The organism is Micromonospora sp. NBC_01739 (assembly GCF_035920385.1).
Taxonomy (GTDB): Bacteria; Actinomycetota; Actinomycetes; order Mycobacteriales; family Micromonosporaceae; genus Micromonospora.
In genome coordinates this window covers 22,281-43,679 of record NZ_CP109151.1, presented here as the reverse complement: position 1 = coordinate 43,679, position 21,399 = coordinate 22,281, and the positions used below count along the sequence as shown (strand labels likewise).

Sequence of the window (21,399 nt, the reverse complement as noted above, 5' to 3'; positions counted from 1 at the left end):
GACCTGACGTAAGCCCCGGGGCCGGGTGCCCCGGGGCTTACGCTCGTGCTCCAGCGGTGACCACGGCCCCGGTGGCTTTTCGATCCGGCTCGGCTCGGCGGCTACTCACTGTCTCGGCTCGGCCGCTGCTTACGGCGCTGGCTGGCCGCTACCACGGCCTCGGCCGGGCGGCTGTTTACGGTCTCGGTTTGTCGGTGCCGGCGGTGCGGTCGATCGGCTCGACACTGTCCGCAGGCTCCACCCGGAGCACCACCCCGGGCACGCTGTGCGGCAGCCAGTCGACCTGGGCCCGCCCGACTACCGGTTCCATCTGCCGCCGGAACCGGTCGCGTTCCTGCTCGGGTACGGCTGCCGCCGAGCGGATCACCGCCGCGGCCACCAGGTCGTTGAGCTTGACCATGACAGCCACCGCCGCGGGGAGCACCACGACCGCCCACCAGGTGACCAACTCGGCCAGGACCAGCAGGGTCGCCAGGGCGATCGCCCCTTCGAAGAAGACGAAGCAGAGCACCCCACCCGGGTTGACGACCCGCAGCCCGAGCGCCCGGGCGTAGAGCGGCCGGTAACGCTGCTGGTCGGCCGAGATCGTGGCCCAGGAACCACGCAGGGCTCCGCTCATCTGGCGCCGCCCCGCGCGGCGGCTACCGAGAAGACGGCCCGCTCCAGCGCGTACGCCCGATCGTCCGACCCGCCCTTGACCGCCGCGTTGCACTCGGCCGCCGCCTGCATCGCCTGGACCAACCCCTCCGGCGTCCAGCCACGCGCCTGCCGCTGGGCCCGCTCGACCTTCCACGGCGGCATGCCCAGGCTGCTGGCCAACTGGTACGGGCTGCCCCGCCCTGCGGAGGCGACCCGGGCGACCGTACGGATGCCGTCGGCGAGAGCGTCTGCGATCGGCACCGGGTCCACCCCGACGTGCAGGGCCCAGCGCAGGGCCTCCAGCGCCCCCGGCACGTCACCGACCATGGTGGCGTCAGCCACGGTGAAGCCGCTCACCTCCACCCGGCCCCGGTAGTAGCGGGACACGGTATCGGCGCTGATCCGACCGTCGATGTCGGCGATCAGCTGGGCACAGGCCGCAGCCAGCTCCCGCAGATCGTTGCCGACCGCGGCGATCAACGCCTCGGCGGCGTCGTCTGCGCACCGGCCGCCGGCCCGCCGGAACTCGTCCCGGACGAAGGCCACCCGGTCCCGGTGCCCCTTGAGTTTGGCGGCGGGCATGATCTGGGCACCGGCTGCCTTCAGCCCGTCGGCGAAGGCCTTGCCCTTGGCCGCGCCGAGATGCTGCACGATGAGCTGCACATCCGGGTCGGGATTCTTCGCGTACGCCAGCAGGGCCGCGACCAGGTCCTTGCGGGCGTCCTGACCGGACCGCAGCACCAGCACCCGGCGGCCCCCGAACAGCGACGGGCTGAGCATCTCGTCGATCTCGCCGACGGTGAGCTGCCCGGCCTGGTACTCGCGGACGTCCACCTCCGGATCGACGGCCCGGGCGGTGGCGACCGTTTGGGCCACCGCACGCGTGGCGAGCAGCTCCTCGTCACCGAGGACGAGCACAATAGGAGCGGCACTGGCGGCGGTCACGCCGCCCATATTCGCACGCTCGCCAGCCCGGTCCAGTCGGGTCGGCCGTACGGTGCGAGCAGACCCCGCACAAAGCGCAAATCCCGACATACCCCCAATTCTCCGCTTATCCCCATAAGCTAGGGTCAATTTCTGCCTTTTATCGCGACCGGCGGTGAATCCGGCTCACGGTCTGGACCTACTCAGGTCTACCCCGCCGGGTACCACGGCCAGCCCGGCCCCATCGCGCACCACGGCCACATCCCCCTCCAGGTCGGTACGCAACACCCGCGCCCCGCCCCGGGCCAGCCTGGCCAGCACCGCGTCGTTCGGATGCCCGTAGGTGTTGCCCGCCCCCACCGGCACCAGGGCCACCCTCGCGGCGATGGCGTCCAGAAAACCCGGATCCTGGTACGCGCTGCCGTGGTGGGCGACCTTCAGCACATCGGCCCGCAGCCGGTGGGCCGGCAACTGCTCCCGCACGGCCTGCTGCTCCTCCGTCTCGGCATCACCGGTGAGCATGATCCGCACCCCGGCCACCGTGGCGAACAGCATCAGGGAGTTGTTGTTCGGGTCCGACCGGGTCCCGCGCATCGGGTAGGGGGGTCCCACCACGACAAGGTCCACGGCACCGGCCTGATACCGCCACCCAGCCGCAACGGGCACCACCGGGGTGCCACGACCCTCGGCGGCATCGTGGATCTGCTGTCGTCCGGTGGCCGGCTCCGGCCACTGCGGAGTCGACACCAGGTCTACCTGCCGCCCCCGGAAGACCCCCGCCACACCCCCGGTGTGGTCGACATGAAAGTGGCTGACCACCAGCAGCGGAACCCGGCGCACATCGAGCCGGCGCAGGCAGGCGTCCGCCGCCTGCGGGTCCGGGCCGGCGTCGACCACGACCGCCCGTCCGGGGGCCACCGGCAACACCACCGTGTCGCCCTGCCCGACGGCGCAGACCGCGATCACCCAGCCCTTCGGCGGCCAGCCCGGCGCGATCACCCGCACCGGCACGGCACCGAGCACCACCGCGACCGTGCCCACCGCCACCAGGCGACGCACCACCGGCCGCCGGACGGCGACCAACAGGGCCACGGTCAGCCCGGCCAGCAGCAGGGCCCCGGTCACCCCACCCGGCCAGGGCAGGTTGCCCATCGGCAGGCGGGCGCCGTACCGGGCGACCAGCACCAGCCACCACGCCGGCCAGTGCGCCAACCACGCGGCCACCTCGGCACCGAAGGGCCAGATCGGCGACACCGTCGCGGACAGCACCCCGAGCACGGTCGCCGGGGCGATGGCCGGCACCACGAGCAGGTTCGCCGGCACCGCGACCAGACTGATGGTGCCCGACAGCCCGGCGATCACCGGCGAACAGGCCAACTGCGCGGCAGCCGGCACCGCCAGCGCCTCGGCCGCCCCCGGTGGTACCCCCCGCCGCCGCAACCCGTCGCGCCACCGGGGCGCGAGCAGCAACAGACCACCGGTGGCCAGCACCGACAGCGCGAAGCCGGCGTCGCCGGCCAGATCGGGGTCGACAAGCACCAGCACCGCGACGGCGGCGGCCAGGGCCGGCACGGCCGCTCGGGGACGGCCGGCGGCCAACGCAGCAAGCCCGATCGCCCCCATGGTGGCCGCCCGGACCACACTCGGCGAGGGACGGACCAGGATGACGAAGCCCACCAGCGCCACCCCGCAGAGGACGGCCGCCAGACCCGGCCCGGCCCGCGCCCACCGGGCCAGCAGCAGCACCGCCCCCACGACGATCGCGACATTGGACCCGGACACCGCGTTGAGGTGGGTCATTCCGGTGGCCCGGAAGTCCTCCTCGACCTCCTCGGGCAGCCGGCTGGTGTCCCCCACCACCAGCCCGGGCAGCAGGCCACCCGGCTCGTCCGGCAACGGTGCACACGCCTGTTGCAGGCCGACCCGGAGCCGACCGGCCGCCCGTTGCAGGGCTGAGGGTTCCCCTAGCCGGTCAGGTGGGCCCGAGGCCAGCAGTACGGCGCCGGTCAGGTCACCGCCGCGCGGTGCGGTCAACTTCCCCGCTGCGGTGAGACGTTGACCGGGCAGCAGGTGCCGCCAGGCCGGGTCGTCGGCGAGGACCAGCACCCGGGCGGGTACGGTGACCCGCTGCTCCGCCGGGCCGGTGACGCTCACCAACTTGGTCCGTACCAGCAGGGTGGGTGGGCGGCCGACGATGCCACCGCGTACCGGCCGTGGGTCGTCCCGGACGACCAGTTCGGCGGTGACCTGGGCCCGGTCCTCGACGAGGGCGCGGAGCGGCTCGGTGTCGCGTACGGCCAGCCGGGCCGAGGTGGCGGCGCCGCCGCAGACCACCCCGATCAGCACGGCCACCACGATCCAGCCGTAGCGCCGGGCCACCGTGCCGGGACGACCGACGAAGCCGAGCAGGTGCAGCACCGTCAGCCCGGCCAGGCCGGCAGCGACGACGGCCGGCAGCAGGGCCCGCCGGGCGTCGAGATGCAGCCCGGTCAGGGCGGTGAGCCAGGCGGCCACGGCCAGCCCGGCCAGCCGCAGGTCAGGCGGTTGCCCGCCGCTCGGGTCGACGATCGCCCCGAAGGGACCGGTGCTCCCGGGCACCGGTGAGGGCGGCCCGGAGGTGGAGAGCCGGTCCGTCCTCACACCGTCACCAGGTCTTTGAGTTCCTCGTACCGCGCGTCGCCGATGCCGTTGACCTGGCGCAGGTCGCTGACGGACCGGAAGCCGCCGTGCTGGTCGCGGTGCTCGATGATGCGTCGGGCCAGCACCGGCCCGACCCCGGGCAGGGTCTCCAACTGGGCCTGGCTAGCGGTGTTCAGGTTGACCCGCCCGCCCGCGCCCGGACCGCCACCGGCTGCCGGGCCGGCGCCCGCCGCCGGGGTGGGAGCCGCCACCCCGACCACGATCAACTCCCCGTCGGTGACCTTGCGGGCCGGGTTGAGCATGGCGACGTCCACCCCGGGCAACGCGCCACCGGCCGCCTCGACGGCATCGGCGACCCGCGCACCGGCCGGCAGGCGCACCAGCCCCGGACGACGGACCTTGCCCGCCACCGCCACGACCACCTCGCCGGTCGCCCCCTCGGCCGACCCGTCCTCCGGAATGTCCGAGGGGTCCGGCGCGGGCGCAGCGGTCACGGCAGCGACCGGCTCGACCTGTGGTCGGGAGCGCCAGGTCCACCCGGCCGCCCCGAGCACCACCAGGACCGCGACGACCGCCAGCGCCCGTACCCCCCGCCGACCCGGATCGAAGGCACCCGGCCCCGGTAGCCGGGACACCGGTGCGGCTTCGGTCGGCTCGTGCCCTGGCCCGGACTGCCAGACCGATGAACCTCCCCCGACTCCCCTGCCGCCCGCCTGCCCTGATGTATCGATCGACACCGAGTCCGCCGGCGACCCGGGATCGACCAGCGGCACCGACCCAGCCAGCGGTACACCATCGGCCAACGGCACCGGCCCCACCAGCGGCACGGCCTCGGCCAGCGGCATCGGTTCAGCCAGCGGCTCCGGGTCGGTCGGTTCGGGATCGACCCAGGCGGGCCGAGCCGACCGGACCCGTCTGGCCGTGACCGGTCCGGAGGCGGTCGGCCCGGAGGCGGTCGGTGTGTGTGGCTGCTGGCCGGTGGGCGCCGGAACAGGCAGTGGCACCGTCGGCCACTCCAACGGGGTGGTCGCAACCGTGGCGGCCTGCGGTACCGAATCGAGGCCGGATGGCCAGGGTCTGACTGAGGCACCGAAGCGCGGGTCGGTCGCCGATTCCCCCGGCACCGCTGTCGGTGGTAGGTCGGCACCACGCTCGGCCGCGCCGGGCATCAGTCGCCACAGGCGCGCCCGTACCGCCGTCTCCTCGTCGTTGGACACTGCGCGAGGTTAGGACGACCGGGCCGGGTCAGGCCGGCCCTGACCGTCCCCACTGTGGACAACCGGCCTCCTGTGGACAACGCCCTGATCATGCCCACGATGTGCTATCGGCGGTACTACTGCCCCAGGTCGGGTCCGTGCCGCCGTACCCGGCCGAGGCGGTGCCGCTGGTCAGGGCGGGCCCGCGACATTCGGTCGGGGCGGTGCCGCTACCTCAGGCCCTAGGCGATGCTGCGACATCCGGTCGTCGATGCACAGTGAGCACCCCGTCCAGGGTCCCGACTAGCAACTGCCCGGCAGAGCCCGCCGGACCGGGGACCGCCCGACCAGGAGCCGCCCGACCGGGGAGCGCCGGTGCAGGAGGGCGGCAGCTCAGGTGGTCGGGGTGGCCGGTCGTCGGTGGATGACGACGCAGGCCAGACCGGGGCCGACATGGGCGGCGACGGCCGCACCGGCCTCGGTCAGGTACGTGTCGTGCAGCTGGTCACCCAGTCGGGCGGTCAGCGCCTCCAGCAGGAGTTCGGCGCGTTGCGGGGCGGCGAGATGGTGCACGGCGAGATCCACCGCGGTGTCGTCGGCCGCCTCGACGGCCAGATCGACGAGTCGGGCCGCCCCTCGACTGGCGGTACGCACCTTGTCCTTGAGCACGATGCCGCCGTCGGAGACGTGCAGGATCGGCTTGACCGACAGGGCCGTACCGAGCAGCGCCTCAGCCGCGTTGATCCGGCCGCCCCGGCGCAGCAGTTCCAGGGTGTCGACATAGAAGAAGGTGCTGGTGCGACCGGCCGCCTCGACGGCTGCGGCGCGTACCCCCGCCAGGTCCGCGCCCTGGGCGGCGGCCCGGGAGGCGGCGAGGGTCGGGAAGCCGAGCCCCATGCCGCAGGAGCGGCTGTCCACCACGGTCACCCGGCCGCCGAACTGCGCCGCCGCCAACTCGGCGGCCTCGACCGTGCCGGATAGCCCGGCCGACAGGTGCACCGAGACGACCCCCTGCGCGCCGGCCTCCAGCAGGCTGCCGTAGGTCTGGACGAACTGTTCGGGCGACGGTCGGGAGGTGCTCACCGAGACCCGCCGGGCGCTCAGGGCCCGGGTGGCGTCGGCCGGGAAGACCTCCACTCCCTCCAGTCCTTCGACACCGTTGAGCACCACGGTCAGCGGCACGACGGTCAACCGGTGCGCCGGCACCAGTTCGGGCGGAAGGTAGGTGGTGGAGTCGGTCACGACCGCGACGGGCATGTCCGGCACGGTAGCGGATCGGGCCGGTCGGCCGTCCAACCGGTTCAGGGCCGGGACGGCGGCGCCACCTCGTCAGACCGGCTCGGCCGACCCCAGCGCGGCGGTCACCTTGATCGGGCCGACGTTGTAGGACCGCAGGCGCCAACCCCGGTCGCCCTCACGGCGCAGGTCGGTCCAGTGGCAGTTGCGCAGCGGACCGATGGTGCGCAGCACCGTGTGGTCCCAGCCCAACAGCTGCCCGCAGCCCTGCCGCGCCGCCCCGCCGTGGGTGGCGACGACGATGGTGCCCCCGGGCATCTCGTCGGCGATCTCGTGCAGGGCGGTACCGATCCGTTTGCCCAGCTCGTCCAGGGGTTCGACATCCGCGCCGGGATCCGGGTCCCCGGCCCGCCAGCGGGCGTACTCCTCGGGGAACCGTTCGGCGACCTCGGTGAGCAGCAGGCCCTGCCACTGGCCGAAGTAGCGTTCCCGCAGCCGGGCGTCGGAACGCACCGGCAGGCCGGTGAGCGCGGCCAGCGCGGCGGCGGTGTCCGCGGCCCGGCTCAGGTCACTGGTGACGATGGCGTCCGGGTTCAGCGCGGCCAGCAGCGGGGCGGCCTCGCGTGCCTGCTCCCGGCCCAGGTCGTTGAGGGGTACCTCGGTCTGCCCCTGGACCCTGCTGGCGGCGTTCCAGTCGGTGTTGCCGTGCCGCCAGATGATCAGCCGGGTCACTCGCCCGATCCGGCGCCGGCCTCGGCCCGAGCCAGGTCCCGGTCGACGAACGGGATGGTCGGGCAGTCCTTCCAGAGCCGGTCCAGGGCGTAGAACTCGCGCTCCTCGGTGTGCTGGACGTGCACCACGATGTCGACGTAGTCGAGCAGCACCCAGCGTCCACCGCGCTCGCCCTCGCGCCGCACCGGCTTCGCCTTCTCCGGCAGGTCGAGCAGGGCTTCCTCGATGGCGTCGACGATGGCCAGCACCTGCCGCTCGTTCGACGCGGCGGCGAGCACGAACGCGTCCGTGATGGCGAGCTGGTCGCCCACGTCGATGATGACGATGTCCTGAGCCTTCTTGTCGGCCGCGGCCTGGGCGGCGGTGATCGCCAACTCATAAGCGCGCTCGGAAACTGTCACCGTTCTCCTTCGATCAACCGTGCGATACCCAAGCCTCTCACACGACCCGCCGGTGCGACCTGTCGGTTTCGCCCCGGAAACGGCATCATCCGCACCATAAGTGGACTGATCACCCCTGATAGAGACGCCGTTTGGCGATGTACTGCACCACACCGTCCGGCACCAGATACCAGACCGGCTCACCGCGGGCCACCCGCGCCCGACAGTCCGTGGAGGAGATGGCCATCGCCGGCACCTGCACCAGGCTGACCGTGTCGGCCGGCAGGTGGGCGTCGGACAACGCGAATCCCGGTCGGGTGACCCCGATGAAGTGGGCGAGTTCGAAGATCTCGTCCAGGTTCTTCCAGCTCAGGATGCGCTCCAGGGCGTCCGCGCCGGTGATGAAGAACAGTTGGGCCTTGGGGCCGTACAGGGCGTGCAGGTCCCGCAGGGTGTCGACCGTGTAGGTGGGGCCCCCTCGGTCGATGTCCACCCGGCTGACCTGGAAGCGCGGGTTGGAGGCGGTGGCGACCACGGTCATCAGGTAACGATCCTCGGCCGGGCTGACCGGGAGATCCTCCTTCTGCCACGGCTGACCGGTCGGCACGAAGACCACTTCGTCGAGCCCGAACCGGTCCGCGACCTCACTGGCCGCCACCAGGTGCCCGTGATGGATCGGGTCGAAGGTGCCGCCCATGATCCCGATCCGCCGGTTGTCTTGCGTCACCCCATGATCGTAGTCCGAATCCGGCCCCATCTCGGGCCCGGCCTGACGGACAGCGCTCGACCCACCACGGGGGTCAGGCATTCGTGGCGGCCAAAGCCGTCCGCGCCACCAGGGCACGCCGCAGGTCGTCGGCGGCGTCGATGAGCACCCGGCGCAGCCCGGGGGTCAGGTCGTCGCGGGCCAGCAGCGCCGCGGCCGCCTCCCGGGTGGTCTGCGCCACGGCGTACCGGGGAAAGGCCAGGTGGGCCACCTCCTCGGCCACCCAGGGGGTACGCAGCCGGGCGGCGGTCGGCATGTCGGCGAAATAGCGCGGTACGTAGTCCGCGGTCAACTCCCCCTGCTCGGGCTGCCAGAAGCCGGCTGCGGTCGCCTCGACCAGCCGGTTGGACAGCTCCGTGTTAGCCACGATGATCTCCCAGGCGGCCCGCTTGGCGGCCGGATCGGCCACGGCGGCGCGGCACCGGGCGGCGCGTTCCGCACCGGCGGCGCTCGGGTCGGCCGCCGCCTCCGCCTCGATCTCGGCCCCGCCCGCCATCCCCAGGGTCACCAGCCGACCGAGGATCGCCCAACGCAACTCGGTGTCGACCGCCAGGCCCTGCGGCACCTCCCGACCGCCCAGCCAGCCGGTCAGCAGGGCGGCGTCGGAGGTCGCGGCGATCAGACCCCGGGCCGCCGCCAACTGCGCGGAACTCCCGGCGGCGGCGCCGTCGAGCATCTGGCGGCAGGTCTTGTCGATCACCGCCAGGGCGGTCTGCCGCATGGACGGATCGAGGTAGCGGTCGACGAGGGAACGACTCATGGCCAGCACATCCTCGGCGATGATCACCTCGGTCTCGGTGGGCAGCACCGCCCCGATCAGCTCCACCACCGCCATGACCGGCCGTTCGCCGTCGATGGCCGCGCCCAGCGCCTCGCCCCACAGCAGGGCGCGGGGCAGGGGGTCGGCCAACCGGGGCAACAGCAGGGACACCGCCTCGACGGAGGCGGGATCCAGACGGATCTTGGCGAAGGTCAGGTCACCGTCGTTGGGCAGCAGGACGGCCGAGGCCGGCTCACCGGTCAACCCGGCCAGCACAGTGCGACCACCATCGGTCCGCGGATCCAGGTCGACCTCGATCCGGTCGGCGCCGCCGTCGACGGCGTACCGGCCCACCCCGATGCGGTGCGGGCGCAGCACCGGATGGGTCGCCGGGGCAGTCTGGGTGAGGGCCACCTCCCGGTAGCGGCCCTCGGGGTCCAGGGCCACCTCGACCCGCAGGGTGTTGACCTGGGCGGTACGCAGCCACACCTGGGCCCAACCGGCCAGGTCCCGCCCGCTCGCCGAGCCGAGACTGGCGAGCAGATCGGTCAGGGTGGCGTTGCCGAACCGGTGCCGGGAGAAGTAGTCGTTCAGCCCGGTCAGGAAGGCCTCGTCGCCGAGCCAGGCCACCAGTTGCCGCAGCACGCTGGCACCCTTGGCGTATGAGATGCCGTCGAAGTTGAGCAAGGCCTCGGCGGCGTCGGGCACCTGCTCGGGCGCCACCGGGTGAGTGGAGGGGCGCTGGTCGGCGGCGTACCCGCCGGCCTTACGGCGCAACGCGAAGGTCGTCCAGGCCTGGTCGAACCGGGTCGCCTCGGCGGTGACCCGGGTGCCGAGGTATTCCGCGAACGACTCGTTGAGCCACAGGTCCTCCCACCACCGCATGGTGACCAGGTCACCGAACCACATGTGGGCCATCTCGTGGGCGATGGTGGTGGCCCGCGACTCGCGCTGAGTGTCCGTGACGGCCGACCGGAAGATGTAGTCGTCGCGGAAGGTGACCAGCCCCGGATTCTCCATCGCCCCGGCGTTGAACTCCGGCACGAAGGCCTGGTCGTACTTGCCGAAGGGATAGCGCTCGGCGAACAGCTGGTGGAAGCGGTCCAGGCACTGCTTGGTGACGGTGAAGATCTCCTCGGCGTCGGCATCCAGGTGCTCGGCCAGGGAACGCCGGCAGTAGATGCCGAGGGGAACACCCTCATGCTCGTCCCGGCGCAGGTGCCAGGGCCCGGCGATCAGGGTGAACAGGTAGGTCGAGATCGGCAGGGTGGGGGCGAACTCCCAGCGCCCCGGAGCCGGCCTGGCCGCCACCTCGGCGTTGGCCGCTACCGTCCAGTGCGGCGGTGCGGTGACCGACAGGGTCACCGGAGCCTTCAGGTCCGGCTGGTCGAAGGCGGCGAAGATGCGCTGCACCTCGTCCAGGAAGGACATCGCGTAGAGGTAGGTCTCACCGTCGGCGGGGTCGACGAAACGGTGCATCCCCTCCCCGGTGTTGGTGTACGCCATCTCCGCCTCGACGGTCAGGGTGTTCTCCTCGACCAGCCCGGTCAGGGGCAGCCGGTTGTCCGTCAGCGCGGCCGGGTCCAGGTCGACGCCGTTGAGGCGTACCGCCAGCAGGGTGGCGGGTTTGACCTCGACGAAGGTCTCCGTGCCGGTGGCGGTGAACCGGATGGTGACCTGCGACCGGAACCGTTCGTCGCCGGTGGTCAGGTCGAGGTCCACGTGATACGACACGACGGCGATCGACGCGCCACGCGCGGTCGACTCTGCACGGCTCAGGCTCGGCATCCGCTTATCCTGCCGGATGGGGTCGCCAGCGGGCGTCCCCATTTACCCCCGATGCTGGAGGACTGGACCATGACAACGCACCCCAAGGGCGACTTCGACCTCTCCCGGGCGGTCTGGCAGCGGGCCGAAGGGGACACCTCCGAGGCCGCCGTGGAGGTCGCCTTCGTCGACGACCTGATCGGCATGCGCAACTCCGCCGAGCCGGACGGCCCGGTGCTGGTGTTCACCCAGGCCGAGTGGGACGCCTTCGTCGCGGGCGCCCAGGACGGTGAGTTCGACCTCGACTGATCGACCGTCGCCCCGGTCGGCGGGACCCACCCCGCCGTGCCGGACCGGGGCGAACCCTCAGCCGACATCGCCGTCACCCCAGCCCAGGCCACCGGGCCCCGGGGCGTGATGGAACCCCGGATGACCGGCGACATCGACGCAGCGCTCACCATCGGGGCCGAGGGCCCCGCAGAACAGCCGCTCGGCCTGCCGCCAGTCGCCGGCCGGGGACACCGCGGAGGCACCGAGGGCCACCTCGGGCCGCAGAAGGCTGAGGGCCTCGGCGTATCCGACGGCCGTCTCCCGCGCGGCGGCCAGATCGGCGGCGGTGAAGCCGAGATGCGCGGTGTAGCAGCGATCCGGAACCAGCCGCCGGGCAGAGGTGATCAGTGGCGGGTCGCCACCCCCATGCAAGGCCCCGGTCATCCACCGCCGCCAGGGTGCCGGCCTGTTGTCCTGCATACGTCCCTCCCCCGCGTGCCCGCCGGCTCATCCGCCGCACCCCGCACGCCGAGTGCGCGGCCTTCGGGGCCGACGGCGGGCGCGGTGCGCGCCGCCCGGATGGGCGGCGTCGCCGACGCTTGACGCAGTCAACCAGGAACGCCGCCTGCCGGGAGGGGCCAGCTGGCCCACGCACCGCGCCCGCCGACCGGGCGGGTGTCAGGCCGGGTGCAACACCGTACGCAGACACCCCTCCTGCTTCTTCTCGAAGATCTCGTAGCCCCGCGCACCCTGCTCCAGCGACATCGGATGGGTGGCCAGGTAGGCGGGGTCGATCTCGCCGGCGGCCAGCCGCTCCAGCAGCATCGATGTACCGCTGCTACCCCGAGGGTGGCCGGGGAACGACATCGCAGACAGCCGGCTTGATTGGTCGTTTCGCTGCGCGAGCACGGCCGGACCACGACAATTGGGGATCAACGGGCCAGCGAGATCGCCATGCGCGTGCGCGCCTCGCGCCCTCGGCCGCGGGCGTATCCAGATCCACAGGGGTGACTTCAATGGCGCATCAGGCAGACCGCGGTCGGCCGGACCGCACCCGCGTCCAACTCGCCGCCCTGATCGTGGCCGCCCTGTTCCTGGTTCTCGGGGTGGCCGGGTTCATTCCCGGCATCACCACCGGATACGGCGACATGACCTTCGCCGGGCACCACTCGGGGGCGAAGCTGCTCGGCGTGTTCCAGGTGTCGATCCTGCACAACCTGCTGCACCTGGGCTTCGGTCTGATCGGGCTGGTGGCGGCCCGCCGACTGGCCGGCGCACGGATCTTCCTCACCGCAGGCGGGGCGGTCTACCTGGCCCTGTGGCTGTACGGGTGGGCGATCGAGGACGACAGCGCGGCCAACTTCATTCCGGTCAACGGTGCCGACGACTTCCTGCACCTGGCGCTCGGCTTCGGCATGCTCGCCCTGGGCCTGCTGCTGTCCAACAACCGTGGTACCGGCGGTCGACTCGACAATCCCCTCGACCGGCCCTGACCGCCGGACGACCTGGCGCGCACCGTATCGCCGAAACGGCGGGGTACCCAGCGGTGGGAAACCGCCGTTTCGGCGAAACGGAGTCGATCAGCGACGCAGGCCGGCGGCAATGGCCGCACCTGGTGGGACTACTCGGCGTGGTCCGGCTCGGGCAGGGCCTCGGGCTCCGACGAAGGCTCCGGGGAAGACTCCACCTCGTCGGCGGGGCGCTGCCGGCGGGCCTTCCGGGCCGCCAACCGCTCGGCCGCGCTGGCCCTGGTCGTCTTCTCCTCCAGCCGCACGTCCCGGCCCCGGGCCCCGGGTACGAACTCCGCGCCCGCGTAGAGGGTCGGCTGCCAGTCGAACTCGCGCTCCCCGATGCGCACCAGGTCACCCGGCTGGGCACCCGCCTTGGCCAACTGGTCCTCGACCCCGAGCCGGGCCAGCCGGTCGGCGAGGAAGCCCACCGCCTCGTCGTTGTCGAAGTTCGTCTGACGCACCCACCGCTCGGGGCGGACCCCCCGCACGGTGTACGAGCCGTCCGGTTCCGCCTCGATGGTGAAGCCGGCGTCGTCGACCGCCTTCGGCCGGAGCACGACGCGGGTCGGTTCGGCCGGTGGTGTCGCCGCCCGGGCCTGCTGCACCAGCTCCGCCATCGCGTAGGTGAACTCCTTGAGCCCTTCCCGAGTGGCTGCGGAGATCTCGAAGACCCGCAGGCCCCGCGCCTGGAGGTCGGGCCGGACGATCTCGGCCAGGTCGCGCCCGTCGGGCACGTCGATCTTGTTCAGGGCGACCAGCCGGGGCCGGTCGGCCAGGCCTCCGTAGGCCGCCAGCTCCGCCTCGATGGTGTCGATGTCGGCGAGCGGGTCCCGACCGGGCTCCAGGGTGGCGGTGTCGATGACGTGCACCAGCACGGCGCAGCGCTCGATGTGCCGGAGGAACTCCAGGCCGAGGCCCTTGCCGGTGGCCGCCCCGGGGATCAGGCCGGGCACGTCGGCCACGGTGAAGGTGTGGTTGTCGACCCGGACCACCCCGAGGTTGGGCACCAGGGTGGTGAAGGGGTAGTCGGCGATCTTCGGCTTGGCCGCGGAGATCACCGAGATCAGCGACGACTTCCCGGCCGAGGGGAAACCCACCAGACCGACATCGGCGACGCTCTTGAGTTCCAGCACCACATCCAGCTGCTCACCCGGCTCGCCCAGTTCGGCGAAGCCGGGGGCCTTCCGGCGGGCGTTGGCCAGCGAGGCGTTGCCCCGGCCGCCACGACCGCCCCGGGCCACCTCGAAGGTGGTACCGGCACCGACCATGTCGGCGAGGACGGTGCCGTCGAGGGTCTGCACGACCGTCCCGTTGGGGACCGTGATCACCAGGTCCGCGCCGTTGGCGCCGTCCCGGTTGGAGCCGGCACCCCCGCGGCCGTTCTGCGCCTTGATGTGCGGGCGGAAGTGGAAGTCGAGCAGCGTGTGCACCTGCGGGTCGACCACCAGGGAGACGCTGCCGCCGTGCCCGCCGTTACCCCCGTCGGGGCCGCCGAACGGCTTGAACTTCTCCCGGTGGATCGAGACACAGCCGTGCCCGCCGTCGCCGGCCTGCAGGTGCAGGACGACCCGGTCAACGAACGTAGTCACGCCGCAATCCTTCCAGCGAGGAGCACCCCCGCGTCTGACGAAAAGGCGAAGCGGGCCGGGACATCCAGGTCCACGGCCCGCTCCTGCCGAACAACTGCTACTGCGGCACGATGCTGACGGTCTTGCGACCGCGCTTGCTGCCGAACTGGACCGCACCGGCGGACAGCGCGAAGAGCGTGTCGTCGCTGCCGCGGCCGACCAGGTCACCGGGGTGGAACTTGGTGCCACGCTGCCGGACGATGATCTCGCCCGCGCTGACGACCTGACCACCGAAGCGCTTCACGCCGAGCCGCTGGGCCGCGGAGTCCCGGCCGTTACGCGAGCTGGACGCACCCTTTTTGTGAGCCATCTTGAGACGACCTACTTCCCGCTGGAGATGCCGGTCACCTTGACCTGGGTCAGCGGCTGGCGGTGACCCTGGCGCTTGTGGTAGCCGGTCTTGTTCTTGAACTTGTGGATCCGGATCTTCGGGCCCTTGGTGTGTGCGGCGATCTCGCCGGACACCTCGACCTGCGCGAGCTTGGCCGCGTCGGTCACCAGGTCGTCACCGTCGACGAGGAGCACCGCGGCAAGCTTCACCGCGTCGCCGGGGGCACCGACGAGCTTCTCGACCTCGATCACGTCGCCTTCGGCGACCTTGTACTGCTTGCCGCCGGTCTTGACGATCGCGTACATCGGAGGCGCACTCCCTGTCGTTGAGGCTGCTAGCGTCTTTTCCCACCGTTGCCGGTCGGTCGTCCCCACGGCGGCTCGCCGGGTAGCAGAGGCACGGCGGCGCGGGCACGCGGGAACTCGGCACACAAGGGTGCGCCGCAGGCAAGCGTACGCCATGGTGGCCCCGCCTCCCAAACCGCCCCCACCCGAGCCCCGCGAGGGCCCGGGGTCGTACCCCGCAGCCCCTCCGATGGGGAGGGGCTGCGGGTACTGCTCCGATCAGGGTCGGGTACGCCGTCGGGTGCCGGCCCGGCGGGAACGGCGGCGGCCGGAACCGCCCTCGTCCTCGTCCTCCTCGGCCAGCGCGTCCGGGTCGTCCGGGGCGGCCAGCCGGGCCGACTCGCCCTGCTGACTGTCGGCGACCTCCGGCGCGGCCGGGGTCTCGGTCTCGTACCGCGACAGGTCGTAGCCCATGGTGTCGTAGTCCATGTCGGCGCTGCTCGTGGTGTCGGTCTCGGCGACCTCCACCACGGTCCGTTCGGCCGCAGCGCTCTTGCGGGCCCGACGCCGGGCGGAGGCGGTCGGCTGCTCCGTCGTCGGCGCAGTCGCCGAGGCGACCGCCTTGACCTTCTCCGCCCCACCGGAGCGGGGCTTCTCCGGCACCGGCTCGGTGTGAATGATCAGGCCACGGCCCTTGCAGCAGTCGCAGGTCTCGCTGAACGCCTCCAGCAGACCGGCACCGATCCGCTTACGGGTCATCTGCACCAGGCCCAGCGAGGTGATCTCGGTGACCTGGTGCTTGGTGCGGTCCCGGCCCAGGCACTCGGTCAGCCGACGCAGCACCAGTTCCCGGTTCGACTCCAGCACCATGTCGATGAAGTCGATCACCACGATGCCGCCGATGTCGCGCAGCCGCAGCTGGCGGACGATCTCCTCGGCCGCCTCCAGGTTGTTGCGGGTGACGGTCTCCTCCAGGTTGCCGCCCGCACCGGTGTACTTACCGGTGTTGACGTCCACCACGGTCATCGCCTCGGTCCGGTCGATGACCAGGTGGCCCCCGGAGGGCAGGAAGACCTTGCGGTCGAGCCCCTTGAGGATCTGCTCGTCGATGCGGTACTCCGCGAAGACGTCCGTGGTGCCCACGTGCCGGCGCAGCCGGGCCAGCAGGTCCGGCGATACATGCGACAGGTACGACTCGACCATGTCGTACGACTGGTCGCCCTCGATCACCAGCTCGCGGAAGTCCTCGTTGAACAGGTCCCGGACCACCCGGATGACCAGGTCCGGCTCCTCGTAGAGCAGCACCGGGGCCCCGCCCTCGGCGGCCTTGGCCTGAATGTCCTCCCACTGCGCCTGGAGCCGCTTGACGTCACGGGCCAACTCGTCCTCGCTGGCCCCCTCGGCCGCGGTCCGGACGATCACCCCGGCACCGTCGGGCACCAACTTCTTCAGCGCGTCACGCAGGCGCTTGCGCTCGGTGTCCGGCAGCTTGCGGCTGATCCCGGAGGCGTTGCCGCCGGGCACGTACACCAGGTGCCGCCCGGAGAGCGCGACATGGCTGGTCAGCCGGGCGCCCTTGTGCCCGATCGGGTCCTTGGTCACCTGCACCAGCACCGAGTCGCCGGACTTGAGGGCCTGCTCGATCGAGCGGGCCCGACCCTCCAGGCCGCTGGTGTCCCAGTTGACCTCGCCGGCGTACAGCACCGCGTTGCGGCCCCGGCCGATGTCGACGAACGCCGCCTCCATGCTGGGCAGCACGTTCTGCACCTTGCCGAGGTAGACGTTGCCGGCCATGGTGCCGGCGGAGCTGCGGGTGACGTAGTGCTCGACGAGCACACCGTCCTCCAGCACCGCGATCTGGGTGCGGTCGCCGCGCTGCCGGACCGCCATCACCCGGTCGACGGCTTCCCGGCGGGCCAGGAACTCGGACTCGCTGAGGATAGGCGGGCGGGTACGGCGCTGCTCACGACCGTCCCGGCGGCGTTGCCGCTTGGCCTCCAGCCGGGTCGAGCCGGAGACCCCCTGCACCTCGTCGACCGTACGACGGGGCTCCCTGATCTTCACCACGGTCGGCACGCCGTCGTCGGCGGCCCCCTCGGTGTCACCGGCACCCCGCCGACGCCGCCGCCGACGGCGACGGGTCAACCCGTCACCCTCGGTGTCCTCGCCGCCCTCGTCCGTGTCGGTCTCGGCCTCGGCCTCGGCCTCGGTCTCCTCCGCCTCGGCCGCGACGACCTCCTCGGCCTCCTCGGCCTCGCCGTCCTCGGCCTCCTCCGCGCCGCCCTTGCCGCGTCCCCGGCCCCGGCGACCACGCCGACGGCGACGCCGTCCGGCGGCGCTCTCCTCGTCGTCCTCGTCCTCGGCGGCCTCCTCGGCCTCCGCGGCGGGCTCCTCCTCGACCTCGGCCGTCACCACCGGCTCGGCCTCCCGGCGGCCACGACGACGGCGACGGGCGGGCTCCACCGGCTCCTCGACGACCTCTTCCTCGGCGGCCAGAGCGGCCGCGGCGGCGACCCGGGCGGCCGTGATCTCCTCCGGGGCCATGAACAACACCGTCGGCGCGGTGAGCGCGGCCCGACGCCGACGCGACCGCGGCTCCGGCTCCGCAGGCGGCTCCGCCTCCGGCAGCGCCGGTACCACCGGCACCGCCTTCGGGCTCGGCGCCGGTTCGCCGGCTGCTTCCGTGGCCGGCGGCGTCGGCTCGACCTCTTCGGCAGGCTCCTCAGCCGGTACGGGGGCACCCTCGGTCGAGATCGCCACGGCTGCGAAGTCGGCCCCGGCGACGGGCTCGACCGCTACCACCGGCTCCTCGGCCGTCAGTTCCTCGACCACCGGCGGCTCCGCCGGGGTCTCGACCGCCGCAGGGGTGGCCTTCCGACGCCGGGTACGGGTCACCTTGACCGGCGGTACGACATCGGCGGCGGTCGCCTCGACCTCGGCCGCGGCCAACGGCTCCTCGGTGCTCTTGGCCGCCGGGGTGGCCTTCCGGCGTCGCCGGGTGGTCTTGGGGGCGGGGTCCAGGTCACCGGAGACCGGCGCCAGGACCTCCGCCTGGGGGGCTTCCCCGCTGCCCACCGCCGGGGTGCTCGACGCCTGCACCGGAGCGTCGACCTGTTCGGGCTGGCTGGCCGGGGTGGCTCGCCGTCGGGTGGCCCGCCGTCGGGGCGGTGCCGCCTCCTCGGGGGGCGCGCCGGTCAGGTCGGCCGCACCGCTCACCGTGCCGGGGGCCTGCTCCGGCGGAGTGTCACCCGGCCCGGCGTCGCGCGCCGCGTCGACGGTGGTGGGCTCGGCGGCCGGGTTCGCACCGGTCTGTTCGCCGCCCTCGGGCTCGTTCTCGAGCATGGACGTTCTCCAGTTCTGGCTTCCCCGGGCGCGGGTGAGCGCTGCCACGCAGGGATGCCGCAAAAGGTGTTTCCCCGGGCGCACGGGGTGCGCGACCGGCGAAGTCTGCCTGCCTGGGCGCCGACCGTCGGTCAGCGTCCGCCGATGGTTGCCCCGTCGCGGTCCGCGTCCAGCGGATCCACGATCGCCCCCTGCGCGGTCAGCGTGCCCTGAGCCAGTCGGATCACCTTCGGGGCAACCGGCGGCTCCAGGCCGGCCACCACGCGGAGGCCGGAAAGGACGTCATCGGGTCGTACGGACGGGGTGACCTGCCGTACAACCAGTTCGAGTATCGCACACGGTACGGCTGATGCCCCGGAAGGCGTCGCCGACGGGGCGCTCACATCGATGGCGATGACTGCGGCCCGCGCATCGAAGGTACGCCGCCCCTGCTTGGTCATCCGCTCCACCTGCACCTGCTCGGCGGCGGTGAAGGCGGCCACGGCCTTGGCGAGCACCTCGGGATCCACCTGCGGCAGCTCGATGCGCCACCGGGAGGCCTCGATCCGGTCGGGCAGCCCGCTGCCGGTGGCCACCACGGCGTCGAGCACGTCCAGGCCGGGCGAGAGGGCGGCGTCCAACGCCGTACGCAGGGCCTCCGGGTCGACCGGCTCACGCAGGCCGATCTCCAGGTACTCGGCCTCGCTGGCCACCCCGGTCGGCGCCGCGCTGGCGTACGAGATCTTGGGGTGTGGGGTGAAGCCCTGCGAGAAGGCCACCGGCACCCCGGCACGACGCAACGCCCGCTCGAACGCCCGGGCGAAGTCCCGGTGCGAGGTGAACCGCAACGGGCCCCGCTTGGCGTACCGGATCCGCACACGCTGGACGACCGGCGCCTGGCCGCCCTCGGGCTGTGGTCTCTTACTGATCTTCATGCTCCTCGCTGGCGGACCGACCGGGTCACTGCTGGGCGCCGGTGGGCAGCCGCAGGCCGTTGACCGGAGTCAACGGGAGCAGTTTCCGGCCGGTCGGGCCGATCTGGATCTCGGTGTCCATCGCCGGGCAGACCCCGCAGTCGAAGCACGGAGTCCACCGGCAGTCGTCCTGCTCGTACTCGCTGAGCGAGTCCTGCCAGTCCTGCCAGAGCCAGTCCTTGTCCAGGCCGGAGTCCAGGTGGTCCCAGGGCAGGACCTCCAACTCGTCCCGCTCGCGGGTGGTGTACCAGTCGAGATCCACCCCGAAGGTGGGCAGCACCTCGGCGGCGGCCTCCACCCAGCGCTGGTACGAGAAGTGCTCGCTCCAGCCGTCGAACCGGCCGCCGTTCTCCCAGACCTTGCGGATCACCGCGCCGACCCGGCGGTCACCCCGGGACAGCAACCCCTCGATCAGGGACGGCTCGCCGTCGTGGTAGCGGTAGCCGATGGCCCGGCCCAGCGAGCGGTCCGCGTTGATCGCCTGCTTGAGCAGCCTGAGCCGGTGGTCGATGACCTCCGGGCGTTCCATCGCCGCCCATTGGAAGGGGGTGTGCGGCTTCGGCACGAACCCGCCGATGGAGACCGTGCACCGGATGTCCTTGGACCCGGTGGCGGCCCGACCGGCCCGGATGACCTCGTGGGCCATGTCGGCGATCTCCAGGACGTCGGCGTCGGTCTCGGTGGGCAGCCCGCACATGAAGTAGAGCTTCACCTGCCGCCACCCGTTGGTGTACGCGGTGACCACCGTACGGATCAGGTCGTCCTTGGAGACCATCTTGTTGATGACCTTGCGGATCCGCTCCGACCCGCCCTCCGGGGCGAAGGTCAGGCCGGTCCGCCGCCCGTTGCGGGACAGCTCCTGGGCCAGCTCGATGTTGAAGGCGTCCACCCGGGTCGAGGGCAGCGACAGCGACACGTTCGTGCCCTTGTACTGCTCGGCCAGGCCGGAGCACATGTCGCCGATCTCGGAGTGGTCGGCCGAGGAGAGCGACAGCAGACCCACCTCGTGGAAACCGGAGAACTCCAGCCCCTGCTGCACCATCTGCCCGACCGTGGTGATGGACCGCTCGCGTACCGGGCGGGTGATCATGCCCGCCTGGCAGAACCGGCAGCCCCGGGTGCAACCCCGGAAGATCTCCACGGCGTACCGCTCGTGCACCGTCTCGGCCAGCGGGACCAAGGGCTTCTTCGGGTACGGCCAGGCGTCCAGGTCCATCGTCGTGCGCTTGTGCACCCGGAAGGGCACGTCCGCCCGGTTCGGCACGACCCGCTGGATCCGGCCGTCGGGCAGGTAGTCCACGTCGTAGAAGCGGGGCACATAGACGCTCTCGGTACGCGCCAGCCGCAGCAGCAGCTCGTCGCGGCCCCCGGGGCAGCCCTCGGCCTTCCAGTCCCGCAGGATCGCGGTGATCTCCAGCACCGCCTCCTCGCCGTCGCCGAGCACTGCGGCGTCGACGAAGTCGGCGATCGGCTCCGGGTTGAAGGCGGCGTGCCCGCCGGCCACGATCACCGGGTCGGCGTCGGTGCGGTCCGCCGCCAGCAGCGGAATGCCGGCCAGGTCGATCGCGGTGAGCAGGTTGGTGTAGCCCAGCTCGGTGGCGAACGACACGCCGAACAGGTCGAAGTCACGCACCGGCCGGTGGGCGTCGACCGTGAACTGCGGCACCCCGTGGGTGCGCATCAGCTTCTCCAGGTCCGGCCAGACCGCGTAGGTCCGCTCGGCGAGGGTGTCGGGCAGTTCGTTGAGCACCTCGTAGAGGATCTGCACGCCCTGGTTGGGCAGGCCGACCTCGTAGGCGTCCGGGTACATCAGCGCCCAACGTACGGTCGCGGAGTCCCAGTCCTTGACCACCGCGCCCAGTTCACCACCGACGTACTGGATGGGCTTGGTCACCTGGGGCAGCAGCGGCTCCAGCCGGGGCCACACGGAATTGGCCGCGACGGGACGCGGTGTGGTGGACGGGACGCTCATGATGCTCAAGGGTACGCGCCCCCTGTCGAGGGCCGCGCCACACCTGTCCCGCCGATCGCCGGACCGCC

General features: G+C 72.3%; 19 protein-coding genes. 2 read left to right on the top strand and 17 right to left on the bottom strand.

The annotated features are described in order from the left end of the window. Positions 1-175: 175 nt before the first annotated feature. The 9 genes from OIE53_RS00170 to pepN all read right to left on the bottom strand — a co-directional run bounded on the left by OIE53_RS00170 (position 176) and on the right by pepN (position 11,061). On the bottom strand, positions 176-619 hold the full coding sequence (locus OIE53_RS00170) for a hypothetical protein (RefSeq protein ID WP_327024512.1): 444 nt from the start codon (positions 617-619) through the stop codon (positions 176-178). After that, on the bottom strand, positions 616-1,593 hold the full coding sequence (gene holA / locus OIE53_RS00165) for a DNA polymerase III subunit delta (protein WP_327024511.1): 978 nt from the start codon (positions 1,591-1,593) through the stop codon (positions 616-618). The genes OIE53_RS00170 and holA overlap by 4 nt, the downstream gene beginning before the upstream one ends. Positions 1,594-1,749: 156 nt before the next feature. Continuing rightward, on the bottom strand, positions 1,750-4,161 hold the full coding sequence (locus OIE53_RS00160; protein ID WP_327026998.1) for a ComEC/Rec2 family competence protein: 2,412 nt from the start codon (positions 4,159-4,161) through the stop codon (positions 1,750-1,752). 38 nt (positions 4,162-4,199) lie between these two features. Next, positions 4,200-5,042, bottom strand: coding sequence for a helix-hairpin-helix domain-containing protein (locus OIE53_RS00155; protein ID WP_442791391.1), 843 nt, complete (start codon positions 5,040-5,042; stop codon positions 4,200-4,202). 750 nt (positions 5,043-5,792) lie between these two features. Next, complete coding sequence (locus OIE53_RS00150; protein ID WP_327024510.1) at positions 5,793-6,656, bottom strand: DegV family protein; 864 nt, start codon at positions 6,654-6,656, stop codon at positions 5,793-5,795. A gap of 72 nt (positions 6,657-6,728) precedes the next feature. Continuing rightward, the gene (locus OIE53_RS00145; RefSeq protein WP_327024509.1) at positions 6,729-7,367 is read right to left on the bottom strand and encodes a histidine phosphatase family protein; all 639 of its coding nucleotides are present in this window, start codon (positions 7,365-7,367) and stop codon (positions 6,729-6,731) included. Next, entirely contained in the window at positions 7,364-7,768 is a 405-nt protein-coding gene (rsfS, locus tag OIE53_RS00140; protein ID WP_327024508.1) for a ribosome silencing factor, read from the bottom strand. The genes OIE53_RS00145 and rsfS overlap by 4 nt, the downstream gene beginning before the upstream one ends. A 109-nt stretch (positions 7,769-7,877) precedes the next feature. After that, positions 7,878-8,474, bottom strand: coding sequence for a nicotinate-nucleotide adenylyltransferase (gene nadD / locus OIE53_RS00135; RefSeq protein ID WP_327024507.1), 597 nt, complete (start codon positions 8,472-8,474; stop codon positions 7,878-7,880). 73 nt (positions 8,475-8,547) lie between these two features. Then, positions 8,548-11,061 (bottom strand): aminopeptidase N, encoded by a 2,514-nt coding sequence (pepN, locus tag OIE53_RS00130; RefSeq protein ID WP_327024506.1) that lies wholly within the window; start codon positions 11,059-11,061, stop codon positions 8,548-8,550. A gap of 69 nt (positions 11,062-11,130) precedes the next feature. On the opposite strand from pepN, the gene OIE53_RS00125 reads away from it, so the two are divergent. After that, complete coding sequence (locus tag OIE53_RS00125; protein WP_012014682.1) at positions 11,131-11,349, top strand: DUF397 domain-containing protein; 219 nt, start codon at positions 11,131-11,133, stop codon at positions 11,347-11,349. Positions 11,350-11,406: 57 nt separating this feature from the next. Here OIE53_RS00125 and OIE53_RS00120 read toward each other — a convergent pair whose 3' ends face one another. Then, positions 11,407-11,790, bottom strand: a complete 384-nt coding sequence (locus tag OIE53_RS00120) for a hypothetical protein (RefSeq protein ID WP_327024505.1) — start codon at positions 11,788-11,790, stop codon at positions 11,407-11,409. A 198-nt stretch (positions 11,791-11,988) separates the two neighbouring features. After that, entirely contained in the window at positions 11,989-12,135 is a 147-nt protein-coding gene (locus tag OIE53_RS00115; protein WP_327024504.1) for a hypothetical protein, read from the bottom strand. Between the two features lie 191 nt (positions 12,136-12,326). Here OIE53_RS00115 and OIE53_RS00110 point away from each other — a divergent pair, with 191 nt between their 5' ends. After that, positions 12,327-12,803 carry a DUF4383 domain-containing protein gene (locus OIE53_RS00110; RefSeq protein ID WP_327024503.1) on the top strand — a complete coding sequence of 159 codons (477 nt, stop codon included), beginning with the start codon at positions 12,327-12,329 and terminating at the stop codon, positions 12,801-12,803. Between the two features lie 128 nt (positions 12,804-12,931). Here the strand turns inward: OIE53_RS00110 and obgE are convergent, their stop codons facing one another. The 6 genes from obgE to OIE53_RS00080 all read right to left on the bottom strand — a co-directional run bounded on the left by obgE (position 12,932) and on the right by OIE53_RS00080 (position 21,331). Next, entirely contained in the window at positions 12,932-14,410 is a 1,479-nt protein-coding gene (gene obgE / locus OIE53_RS00105; RefSeq protein WP_327024502.1) for a GTPase ObgE, read from the bottom strand. 97 nt (positions 14,411-14,507) lie between these two features. Beyond that, entirely contained in the window at positions 14,508-14,759 is a 252-nt protein-coding gene (gene rpmA, locus OIE53_RS00100; RefSeq protein WP_327024501.1) for a 50S ribosomal protein L27, read from the bottom strand. Between the two features lie 11 nt (positions 14,760-14,770). Next, the gene (gene rplU, locus OIE53_RS00095) at positions 14,771-15,085 is read right to left on the bottom strand and encodes a 50S ribosomal protein L21 (protein WP_013735422.1); all 315 of its coding nucleotides are present in this window, start codon (positions 15,083-15,085) and stop codon (positions 14,771-14,773) included. Positions 15,086-15,343: 258 nt separating this feature from the next. Beyond that, the gene (locus OIE53_RS00090) at positions 15,344-18,406 is read right to left on the bottom strand and encodes an Rne/Rng family ribonuclease (RefSeq protein ID WP_327024500.1); all 3,063 of its coding nucleotides are present in this window, start codon (positions 18,404-18,406) and stop codon (positions 15,344-15,346) included. 131 nt (positions 18,407-18,537) lie between these two features. Then, positions 18,538-19,320: a TIGR03936 family radical SAM-associated protein gene (locus OIE53_RS00085; protein WP_327024499.1), complete on the bottom strand. Its 783-nt coding sequence runs from the start codon at positions 19,318-19,320 to the stop codon at positions 18,538-18,540. A 25-nt stretch (positions 19,321-19,345) separates the two neighbouring features. Further along, positions 19,346-21,331, bottom strand: coding sequence for a TIGR03960 family B12-binding radical SAM protein (locus OIE53_RS00080; RefSeq protein ID WP_327024498.1), 1,986 nt, complete (start codon positions 21,329-21,331; stop codon positions 19,346-19,348). Between the last annotated feature and the right edge of the window lie 68 nt (positions 21,332-21,399).